This is a genomic window from Victivallis sp. (genome assembly GCF_048170485.1).
GTDB lineage: Bacteria > Verrucomicrobiota > Lentisphaeria > Victivallales > Victivallaceae > Victivallis.
In genome coordinates this window covers 1-11,398 of sequence record NZ_DBEXAY010000052.1, presented here as the reverse complement: position 1 = coordinate 11,398, position 11,398 = coordinate 1, and the positions used below count along the sequence as shown (strand labels likewise).

General features: G+C 60.0%; 6 protein-coding genes. 5 read left to right on the top strand and 1 reads right to left on the bottom strand.

Translation table 11 applies throughout. The annotated features are described in order from the left end of the window. The first annotated feature begins 80 nt into the window (after positions 1-80). The 5 genes from ACMLHG_RS02830 (at position 81) to ACMLHG_RS02810 (ending at position 7,778) form a co-directional block, all read left to right on the top strand. Complete coding sequence (locus ACMLHG_RS02830; protein WP_294433608.1) at positions 81-827, top strand: TrmB family transcriptional regulator; 747 nt, start codon at positions 81-83, stop codon at positions 825-827. 63 nt (positions 828-890) lie between these two features. Next, positions 891-1,574: a response regulator gene (locus ACMLHG_RS02825; RefSeq protein ID WP_294433605.1), complete on the top strand. Its 684-nt coding sequence runs from the start codon at positions 891-893 to the stop codon at positions 1,572-1,574. 3 nt (positions 1,575-1,577) lie between these two features. Beyond that, a complete protein-coding gene (locus tag ACMLHG_RS02820; RefSeq protein ID WP_294433604.1) occupies positions 1,578-3,335 on the top strand; it encodes a sensor histidine kinase in 1,758 nt (585 codons plus the stop codon). 129 nt (positions 3,336-3,464) lie between these two features. Beyond that, positions 3,465-4,634 (top strand): efflux RND transporter periplasmic adaptor subunit, encoded by a 1,170-nt coding sequence (locus tag ACMLHG_RS02815; protein ID WP_294433601.1) that lies wholly within the window; start codon positions 3,465-3,467, stop codon positions 4,632-4,634. A gap of 18 nt (positions 4,635-4,652) precedes the next feature. Beyond that, the gene (locus ACMLHG_RS02810; RefSeq protein ID WP_417169476.1) at positions 4,653-7,778 is read left to right on the top strand and encodes an efflux RND transporter permease subunit; all 3,126 of its coding nucleotides are present in this window, start codon (positions 4,653-4,655) and stop codon (positions 7,776-7,778) included. Positions 7,779-8,745: 967 nt separating this feature from the next. On the opposite strand, the gene ACMLHG_RS02805 is transcribed toward ACMLHG_RS02810, so the two are convergent. Further along, the gene (locus ACMLHG_RS02805) at positions 8,746-11,037 is read right to left on the bottom strand and encodes a sodium:panthothenate symporter (RefSeq protein ID WP_417169475.1); all 2,292 of its coding nucleotides are present in this window, start codon (positions 11,035-11,037) and stop codon (positions 8,746-8,748) included. Positions 11,038-11,398 lie beyond the last annotated feature (361 nt).

The window sequence follows — 11,398 nt, the reverse complement described above, 5'->3', positions numbered from 1 at the left end:
TAAAGTATCTGCGGGTTTCCCGCTTTTCAAGAGTAAAACAGAAAACAGCAGATGTCGACTTTTTACGACATGGAGAACGTATGAATCTGATGGAACAGCTCGAACGGCTCGATCTGAAGGGGCGGCAGGCGAAAGTCTACCTGGCACTGCTGCAACTGGGATCGGCCTCCGCGATTGAAATCGCCAAGTATACGAAACTCAAACATCCGACGGTTTATGACGTGCTCGATCTGCTTCGTGAGAAACAGCTCGTGTGCGAGACGGTTTCCGGGCGTCGTCGGCTTTTCTCGCCGGAAGATCCCGCCCGCCTCGCCGAAATTGAAAACCGGCGGAAGGAGGCGCTCGATGCGGTCCTGCCGGATCTTTATGCACTGTACCGCGGCGGAGAAAAACGTCCGCGTGTTCACTACTATGAGGGGGCCGAAGGGGGCGAGGCACTCCGTTCCGCTCTGCTCAACGTCAAGGCGAAAGAGTATTTTTATTTCGGCGCGGTCCGCGAGATGTTGAAACTTTCCACCCCGGAGTGTGAAGCGGAATATGTCCGGCAGCGCATCCGGCGCGGCATCTGGTCCTGGTCAATCCGCAACCGGGCGCGGGAGATGCCGGAGGAGGAGTATATGCGCCCCGGAGAAAAGAATCTGCGACACGTCCGCTATTTTCCCCGGGCGATCAGCGACAACATCTCCGGACTCTATCTGTTTGACCGGACCGTGGCGATCGCCTCCGGGCTCAAAGAGAACTATACGGTTTTTCTCGAAAGCGAAGAGCTGTTCATTCTGATGAAAAGCCTGTGGCAGTGCATGTGGGAGATTTCGGAGGAGCCGTGACCGGCCGCCGGGAGGCTTGACAAATTCCGCTTCCCGGGTTATCTTGAAAAAAAAGGAGGTGCGATGAATCCCAGAATCCTGATGATCGAAGACGACGCTTCGATCTGCGACATGACCAAGATGAACCTCAATATGAACGGGTTCTCTCAGGTGTTCTGCGCCTCCGACGGCCGGGAGGGGCTCGAGATGGCCGCCCGGCTCGTGCCCGACCTCATTCTGCTCGACATCATGCTGCCCGGCATCGACGGGCTGACCGTCTGCCGGAATCTCAAGAACAATCCGGCGCTGGCGGAGATCCCCATCATCATGCTCTCGGCCAAGGGCGAGGAGAACGATATCGTCCTCGGTCTCGAAATGGGGGCGGATGATTACGTCACCAAACCTTACAGCAGCAAGATTCTCGCCGCCCGGATCGCCGTTCAGCTGCGCAAGCGGAGGAGCTCCGCAGCGGCCAGAACCATCGTGTTCGGACCGCTGTCGATCGATCTGGACGCCCACTGCGCCCGGCTGGAGGGGAATCCGCTCGCGCTGACCGCCGACGAATTCCGGACCCTCGCCCTGCTGGCGGAGAATCCCGGCAGAGTCTTCACCCGCAACCAGATCATCCGGGCGGTCAAGGGGGACAATTACTCCGTCACGGCGCGGGCGATCGACATGCAGATGGTCAACCTCCGCCGGAAGCTCGGCGACTGGGCGGACCATATCGAAACCGTCCGCGGCGTCGGCTACCGCATGGCCGGGGAGTAGACGATGGCGCGGCGGGATTATGTGCTGTTCTCCGTTCCCGCGGTGATCGGGGGAATCATCATTCTCGCAATCTTTTTTCTGGACATTCAGCTGGCGAACTTTCAGAACGCCTACTTTCGCGAACTGGCCAATGAGACGCGGCGGAACAACGCCCTCATCGTCCGCGCCTGCCGCGAACTCATCGCTGCCAATGAGCTCGATAAAATCCACCGGCTGCTCAACAGCCACGGTCCCAATCCGGTGGTTGTGCGGATCATCGCCCGCGGGCGGGGTACTGTGGTGCAGACCGAGGATGTTCCCGCCTACCTCGCCGAGCACATCCGCGAGCCGGAGATCCGGAACATGTTCAAGCGGAACCGGCGCGAGGATGTGCTGGTCCGCTACGACCGGCCGCTGGACGCCTACATGGTCTATCACTGCGCCCGGTTCCGGGTGGGCGCGCAGGACTACATTCTGGTCATGGCGTCAAAGTGCAGCAGCATGACACTGCTGATGCGTCAGACCCGGCAGGGAATCCTGATTCTGACCGTACTGGGGCTGCTCTCGGTGGCGGCGCTGGTCGGGTACTTCTGCTTCTGGATCCGCTCTCCGCTGAACCGTCTCTTTTCCAGCATGTCCCGGATTGCCGCCGGCGAGCTGGAATATCCGGTTTTCGTACCCCGGCGCGGATTGATCCGCGAGATCGCCCTCTGCCTGCGCAGTCTCACCGAACGGCTCCGGCAGCAGATCGTCTCTCTGCAGGATGACGCCGCGGAACGCAAAGCGATTCTGAATGCGCTGACCGAGGCGATTCTGCTGATCGACGCCGACGGGAAGGTCGAGCAGTGGAACCGGACCGCGGTGGAACTCTTCTACCCGGGGGAAGCGGCGGGGGAATCCACACTCCGCGAATGCCCCGAGGACCTGCGCGATCAGATCCGCCGGGCGGCGGAGGAGGGGGTCGCTTCCGCGGAGCTGCCGATGCGGCGCGGCGACCGGGAGTTCATCCTGCTGGTCAACACCGTCTCCTTCAACCGGGAGGGCGGGCGCTTCTTCCTGGTTTCCGTGACCGATCTCACGGAAATCCGCCGGTTCGAGACCTACCGCAGCGAATTCATCGCGGCGGTCTCCCACGAGATGAAGACGCCGCTCACCGGCATCATCGGCGCGGTGGATGCGATCAACGCCGGCGCGCTCGATCACCCCGATTACCGGACGCGCTGCATCGAGACCTTGTCGCTCCAGTCGGAGCGGCTCCACACGCTGCTGCAGAACTTCCTCTCCCTCACCTCGCTGGATGCGCTGCGGAAAACCGGTGAGGAGAACGATTTTCTCCCGGTCCGGCCGCTCTCGGTCGTGCGCAGCGCGGTCGAGGTCTGCCGCCCTGCGGCGGAGGCGGCGGGGATCGAGATTGCGGTCGGCGAGTGCGTCCCCATCGAAATCTTCGCCGACTCGCTGCTGCTTCAGCAGGCGCTGAACAATCTCATTTCCAACGCGGTGTTTCACAGCGGAACGAAGCGGATTGAGGTCTCCGCCGTCCGGACCGGTGACGGGCGTGCGGTGGATTTCTGTGTCCGCGATTCCGGCTGCGGAATCGCCCCCGAACATCAGGAACGGATTTTCAACCGCTTCTACCGGGTTCCCTCTTCCGGGAAGAAACACAACGGCAGCGGAATCGGTCTCGCCATCGTCAAGCGGATCGCCCAGTTTCATCGCGGCCGGGTGTTTGTGGATTCCCGCCCCGAGGAGGGGGCGGCGTTCCACCTTGAACTGCCGCTGTGAGTGCTTTTCTTCATGGCAAAATCAGTATTTTGTCAGAATTCTGTCAGCAGTGTTGCAACTTCTTTCCGCTGTGATATGGTATAGATGGTAAGGCATCATTGTATTTTTTTAAACGGCAAGGAGGGGACCATGCCCGTATCTCGATGGTTGTTGTTGTTCACTGCCGCCGGAGTTCTGTTCGGAGCCGGCGCCGGGTGTTCAAAAGAGCAGAAAAAGCAGGTGGTGGAACGGGAGACGCGGGTGACGCTTGAACCGCTTCAGAAGCGGACGTTCCGGCGGCAGATCCCGGTGCAGGGAACCGTCTGGCCGGTGGAATACGCGACCATCTCCGCCAAGATCAGCGGGACGCTGGAACTGCTCAAGGTCGACGAGGGCGATGTCCGCAAAAAGGATGACGTCCTGTTCGGCATCGACCGTCAGGTGCTGAAGAATCAGGTGACCATGCGGGAGGATGAGATCAAGGTCAAGAACGCCGAGCTCGAAAGCGCCCGCATCGCGCTGGAGAGTGCGAAGATTTCCGAACGCAAGGCCACGCTCGACTACGAGCGGTTCCTTACCCTCTGGCAGTCGAAGGCGACCAGTCAGACCGAATTCGAAACCTACGAGACCGCCTACAAGAAGGCGAAGACCGACGTCCGGAACGCGCAGGCGGCGATCGCCAACGCCGAAGCGCAGCTCAAACAGGCCGAGAGCAATCTCGTCATCGCCGAGAAGAATCTGGACGATTCCATCGTGAAAGCTCCCTTCGACTGCATCATCACCGACAAATATGTCGAGGAGAACGAGTACGTGACCGCCGGTCAGAACATCCTCAAGCTGGAGAATCAGAAGCAGCTCGAAGTGATCTGCTACATCAGCGCGGTCTACTACGATCTTGTCCAGGCGGGCCGAACTCCGGTGCTCGTCATGCTGGACGGGGTCGACAAGGGGCGCGCCGTCGTGACCTACAAGGCGCCGAGCATCGACCCGGAGAGCCGCACCTTCAAGCTCAAGGTGGCGGTCCCGCCCGAGATCAAACTGGTCAGCGGCACGCTGTGCGACCTCTCCATCATCCTGGAGGAGAAGGAGGCGTACGGTCTGCCCGCCGACGCGCTTCTTCTGCGCGCCAACGACCGCTACATCGTCTACGCCATCGGTCCGGACAACCGGGCGAAGAGCTTCGACGTAGTGCGCGGCATTGTCGACGGCAAGTACTGCGAAGTGGTGAATGCCGCGGAACTGTTGAAGGAACGGTTCGTCGTCACCGGACAGACGTTTGTCAACAACGGCTCACTGCTCCGTGAAATCAAGGCAAAGTAACGGAGGGGAGACTGTCGCATGTTTTTAAGTCAATGGTCTGTCCGCCGCCCGATTGCGATGACTGCGTTCATCATCGTTCTGGTGATGATCGGCGTCAGCCTCTACCCCCGGATCAGCATCGACCTGCTGCCGAACATGGAGGTGCCGATGGTGCTGGTGCGCTGCGAATACGAAGGCGCCAGCCCGACGGAGATCGAGGTCGAAGTCGTCAAACGGATTGAGGACGCGGTCTCGTCGCTGGACGGCATCAAACACATCACCAGCACCTCGATGGAGGATGAGGCGCGCATCCAGCTGGAATTCAACATGGGGACCGACGTCGACGTCGCCGCCACCGACATCCGCGAGGCGCTGAACCGCATCCGGACCGATCTGCCCGACGGCGCCGACGAACCCACGATCCGGAAGATCGACACCAACGCGACCACTGTGGTGCAGGCGTTCCTGGTCGGCGACCGCACCCAGGACGATCTCTACGACTACGCCGACGACGTGATCGCCGACCGGTTCTCCTCGGTGCCGGGGGTGGGCGAGGTGCGCGTCTACGGCGCGAACGAAATGCAGATCCACGTGCTGCTCGACCGGGCGAAGCTGACCGCGATGAACCTGACGATCAACGACGTCGTCACCAAGCTCCGCGAGAACAACGTCCGTGAGCCGCTGGGGCGCATTCAATTCGACAAGGGCGAGAAAAACGTCACCTTCGACGGAGACTTCAAGGACTTCGAACAGATCAAGGCGCTGGAGATCGGCAAATTCAAGAACAAGCGGGTCTATTTGCGCGACGTGGCGGATGTGAAGTTCATGAGCCGCGAGGTGCGCAGCAAGGCCTATGTGAACGGCAAGCCCGCGGCCCGGTTCCGGATTGTGAAGAAGGGCGAGGCCAACGCGGTCGAAGTGATCCGCGGCATTCGCGAACGGTTCGACACGATGGTGCGGAACGGCGAACTGCCCACCGGAATGGAGCTCTTCTGGTTCACCGACTCCGGCGCCTTCATTCAGGCGTCGGTGGACGATGCCTGGAGCAGCATTCTGACCGGTATTATTCTGACGGCGGTTCTGCTTTTCCTCTTCCTGCACGAGCCGAGGTCGACCTTCATCGTGATGATTTCGATGCCGATTTCGGTGATCGTGACCTTTGCGGCCATGGCCTATTTCAACTATTCGTTCAACATCATGACACTGTTGTCGCTGGGCTGTTCGGTCGGCGTGCTGGTGACCAACTCGATCGTGGTGATTGAGAACATCTTCAAACATCTGGACCGGGGTGAGACGATCAAAGTGGCCGCCGAACGGGGAACCGACGAGGTGATTGCGGCGGTGTCGGCGAGTGCCCTCACCAACGTGGTGGTGTTTGTGCCGGTGATGATGATGACCACCCGGATCGGTACGATGATGGTGCCGTTCGCGGGGGTGATGGTGGTGGCAACGCTGGTGTCGCTCTTCATCAGTTTCACGCTGACTCCGATTCTCTCTTGCGTACTGCTGAAGCAGAAAAAGGGTGGGGAAGCGGGGCAGACGACCGGTTTTCTGGCGAAGCTGTTCACCCCCTGGGACCGGGGGTATGACTGGCTCTGCCGGAAGTTCGACCGGAGCATCGAATGGACCGCCCGCCACCCGAAATCGCTGATCCTGGCGGTGCTGGCGCTTTCTGCGGCGGTATTTTTCTGGGTGGTGCCGCAGGTGGGACTTTCCTTCCTGCCCTTCTGCGACCAGGGGGAGATCCGGGTCAAGTTCGAGTTCCCGACCAACTACAATCTGGAGACCACCGATCGGCTGATCCGCGAGGCGGCCGATCACCTGAAGAAGTTCGACTTTGTCCGCGGCATGTCGATCACGGTGGGCGACTCCGACGGCGGCGGCGGGCAGATCTCTTCGGCCGTCTACATCGGGCAGATCACACTGCGCACGACGGATAAATTTGAGCGGGAGGAGTCGATCTACGATCTGCAGGCCCAGTTGCGCAAGGAGCTCGCTTATCTGGACAACTGCCGGGTGACGCTGTCGATTCCGGCGACCTTCGGCGGAAGCGGCGCGGAAATCCGCTGTGTGATGAACGGCAACGATCTGAATGTGCTGGAAGAGGCGGAGATGGCGGTGATGGAAAAACTCCCGACACTGGGAATCGTCCGCGACGTCGACTCCAGCCGCCGGGAACGCAAACCGAACATCAACATCACGCCGCGGCGTACGGTACTGCAGAATCTGGATATGTCGGCCAATGAGCTGTACGAATATCTGCTCGGTTCGCTCGACGGCATCGAGGTCGGAGATTACCGGGCGGGAGCGCGGACCTTCGACATCCGCGTCAAGAATCAGAAGGAGTACGGCGAGGAACAGCTGCGGCAGGCGGCGCCGGCGCGGAAGGACAACAATCCGCTCGGTACGGAGACGCTCGCCGAAATCACCGAGGATACCCGTCCGGTGGTGATCAACCGCTACGACAAGGCGCGGACGATGTGGCTGTACGCGAACACCGCGCCCGGCATGGCGCTCGGGCCGGTTTCGGATACGATCGGCAAACTGGCGCTGGAGGCGCTGCCGCCGGGGTATGGCGTCCGGATGAGCGGAAGTGTGGAGCTGATGAATGAGACGGCGCGGGAATTCGGGCAGGTGATTCTGCTCGCGGCGGTGCTGACCTATCTCCTGATTGCGGGAATCATGGAGTCGTGGTCCCGGCCGTTCCTGATCATGTTCACGGTGCCGCTGGGGTTCCTCGGCATGTATGCGACGCTGTGGCTGACCGGCATGTCGATGTCGATGATGGGGCTGCTCGGCGGCGTCATGATGATCGGTATCGTGGTGAACAACGCGATTCTGATTATGGACGAGTGTGCCATGCTGGTGAATTCCGGCGTGACGACACATCAGGCGATGCTGCAGGCAACGCAGTCGAAATTCCGGCCGATCGTGATGACCAGTATCGCGTCGGTGGCGGGAATGCTGCCCATGGCGTTCGGCACCGGCCTCGGGTCGGAACTGCGGTCGAGCTGCGGCATGGGGGTAGTCGGAGGGCTTACGGTCGCTTCGCTGCTGACGCTCTACGTGATTCCGGCGCTCTATTTCATTTTTGTGCACGATACCGCCAAGCCGCGCCGTCATCTCTGGCGCCGGTTCCTGCTTCGACTGGGAGTGGGGCGGTAAAGAGGGAGCGCGCAACCGGGGTAGACGAGCGGTCAGCGCCGCGAGCGGAATTTTCCGCAATACCCCGGCCTTCTCGCGTGCACAAGCGCGGTCAGCATTTCCTCCGGAACCCGGCTTTCTCGCGGGCCCAAGCGCGGCCTGTATTCCCTCCGCAATCCGGCCTACTCGCGTGCACAAGCGCGGTCAGCATTTCCTCCGGAACCCGGCCTTCTCGCGTGCCCAAGCGCGGTCAGCATTTCCTCCGGAACCCGGCCTTCTCGCGTGCCCAAGCGCGGCCTGCATTTTCCCCGGACCCCGGCTTTCTCACAGGCACAAGCGCGGCCTGCATTTTCCCCGGACCCCGGTCTTCTCACAGGCACAAGCGCGGTAAGCGCCGCGAGCGCATGTGAGAGAACTGCTTTGCGAAACGCAAAGCAGCAAGGAGCGATTGCGACGCAGTCGAACGGAGTCGAGCGCAGCCTCTCCGGCGATTGAGGAGTTGGCGGGCGAAGCCCGACAAGTAAGGCCCGCGAGGGCCGCGTGCGGATCAGTATCAACCGACTATGGTCTTCTCACGGGCGAGGAGGTCTGGAGGGCGACCGGCCCTCCAGCACCCTCGAGCACCATTCCCGTACGGAGTTCAGCTAATCCCCCCGCATCCCGACCGCGCACCGCAGAAGCCGGATATTCCCGCCTCGGTACCGTTTTCTGCTATCCGAGGAGGTCTGGAGGGCGACCGGCCCTCCAGCACCCTCGACCAACATTCCCGCACGGAAGTTCAGCATATCGCCTCTCTCCCGACCGCGCACCGCAGAAGCCGGAAATTCCCGCCTCGGTACCGTCTTCACCCAACCGAAGAGGCCTGGAGGGCGACCGGCCCTCCAGCACCCTCACGCCCCGGAATTCCCGCTGATGACAAAAAAGGGGCTGTCGCATCCCTGCAGGGGATTGCAACAGCCCGTTGTGGAGTATTCTATGAAGAGACGGTTTATTCGGTCTTGCTGTCGGCCACCGAAATCTGACCGTTGTCGTCCGGATTCTCCACCCGTTTGCTCAGGTCGCGGAAGAGCCGGAAGGTGTCACGGGCGCCGCCGATCAGGAACCAGAAGGTCGAGATTACACCGATGATGCCGGGCATCACCAGGGAGACGATGTAGAAGTAGTTGTTCCACCAGCTCTTCGGCCACGGCCAGAAGATGTTCCAGATCGCTACGATCACAAAGGTTCCCAGCAGCTGGTAGATGAACACATAGCAGAACACCGACCATGCGATCACCTTGTCGCCGCGGGTGTATTCCGGCGTGATGCCGATGAGCTTGCGGAAGATCGTAAGCGGAGTCCAGCGGACCTTCTCTTCGGCGAGCGCTTCTTCCGGATTGTCGCAGTATTTGCCGCGGTGCAGCAGTTTATCCAGATCGTAGGGCTTGTAGGTCAGAAGCGAGCCGATGATGTAGCTGCCGACCGCCAGAATCATCGAAATGAAGAAGATCTCGTAGGAGTTGATCGGGAACTTCACCGGGTCCATCGACCACTGGATCCAGGGGTCGAACGGCTCACTGATCGTGATCAGAAGGTTGTTCATCGGGTCAACCCAGTGATTGCGTTCCAGCCAGGGATAGATCGTTTCGGCCCAGTTGCGCTGGAAGATCAGTCCGAGCAGCGAAGAGCCGGAACCGAAGATGATCGCACACCAGGCACCGACGAGATTGCCGAACCGGCTGTAGAGGCCGAACACCATGATCGGCCCCGCGCCGCCCAGCCACAGCGCGCACATGATCGTCGTGAACATGTTGATGTAGTCCAGCTGCGAGAAGAAGAGCGCCACCACCAGGAAGAAGAGGGAGACGCCGAGGGCGGTCAGACGCAACAGCAGCAGGTGTTTTTTCGGGGAGAGCCGGGTCTTCATGAAGGGCAGGATCATATCCTGCACGATGCAGCCCGCCGCGTTGAAGATACGGGAGTCATCGGTCGAAATGAGCAGCATCACCATCAGCAGACAGAAGAGGCCGAGCATGCCGACCGGCAGGACGTTGCGCAGCACCATCGGCATCATCATCTGCTGATAGAGCGTGCGGTACTGCTGGAATTCATGACGCGCCTCCGGCGTATCTCCCAGTTTTTCGCGAACCACTTTGAAGTAACGGGTGTCGAGGTTCTCCTGCTGCGACAGCGGTTTGTCCTTGCCGATTACGTGGCGCGTATCGGGAATCGCCTCCACGGCGGATTTCACCTCGGCATAACGGCCGCGGTCTTCGATCACTTCGTCCAGCACCCGCTCGGAGAGCCGCTGGCGCAGTTCGTTGTTGGTCACCCGGAACCGGTTGGAGTTGTCGTGCGCGGCGAAGTTCCCGCTGTTCATGAAGACATACACCAGCACAGCAACGAGGAGCATCATCATGGTCGAGAACCCGTTCCGCCAGGAACCGAGAATACCGGCCATCTTCTGTTCATGCGGGGTGCGGCCGGAGTTGGTGGTGTCGTTGCCGATCCAGCTGGCGCGGTTGAGGATGGAGCTGGTCAGCGTCACCACCAGGGCGAAGACGTTGAAATCACGCAGCTGCGCCACATCGTAGGGGTTCATGAAGCTCTGTTCGGGGGCGCGGTCCCACAGAATCGGGGAGATATCGACGTTCCACGAGAATTTCAGCAGGATGAAGCCGACGACCATCACGAAGATCGGGTAGGAGAGCAATCCCTGGAAGCAGTCGGTCACCAGCAGGGAAATTCGACCGGCGGGCCAGATGATCAGCATCGCCAGCGTAAGACACATTACCACGATAATCACATAGCAGGGAAGATTGATGCCGCAGATCATGATTTTGTGCGGCAGGCCGAGATAATAGATGAAGAAGTTGGTTGCGATGGCCGGTCCGAGGGCGTTGGTGACCATTTCGGAGATGGTGCTGACGGTCGCTGTGACCACACGGAACGATTTGCTGCCGTAACGCATTTCGATGAACTGCCCCTTGGAGAGGCATCGGGTCTGCCGCCATCGGTAGGTGCAGAAACCGGTCAGCGCGAGCACCACGCCTACGGGAGCGATGATATGGTTCCAGAAGCTGATGCCGTATCCGGTCTGGTAGTTCTGTTCGCTGCCGGCGACCAGGGTGATCACCGAGAGTCCGGCGGCCAGGTCGCCCACCGAGATCACGTATCGGCCGGCGACACGCCCGGCCGCGAGGAAATCCACCACGCCGCGTGCGTATCGCTGGGAATAAAACGCCATGCCGATGATCACCGCGAGCGGGATCCCTACAATCATCCAGTCCAGCCAATGCATCTTGCCTTCATCTCTCCTGTCACATGAAACGTGGGGATACGCCCCCGTTTTCGTTGCATTATTATATCTTCTTCTGCCCCGAAAGACAAAAGACCATCCCGAAAAGAGTTGTCGTAATAATGAAATCAGGAATCCCCCCGGAGGAGGGCTTGCGGTCTGTTTCAAACTTGGTTACTATACTGCAACATTGCTTTTTTGCAAGGTTTCCCGAACAAAAAATTAATGGCTTTTCCCGATATTTGTCATAATGTTCCTGTATGAAAAAAAGTTATGAGAATCCGCCATGGAAATTTCTTCCAGTCGAAAATGGCTTCCCAAATCCGTTCAACAGAAAAAATTTCACAGCCATCCCCTAGGAAAA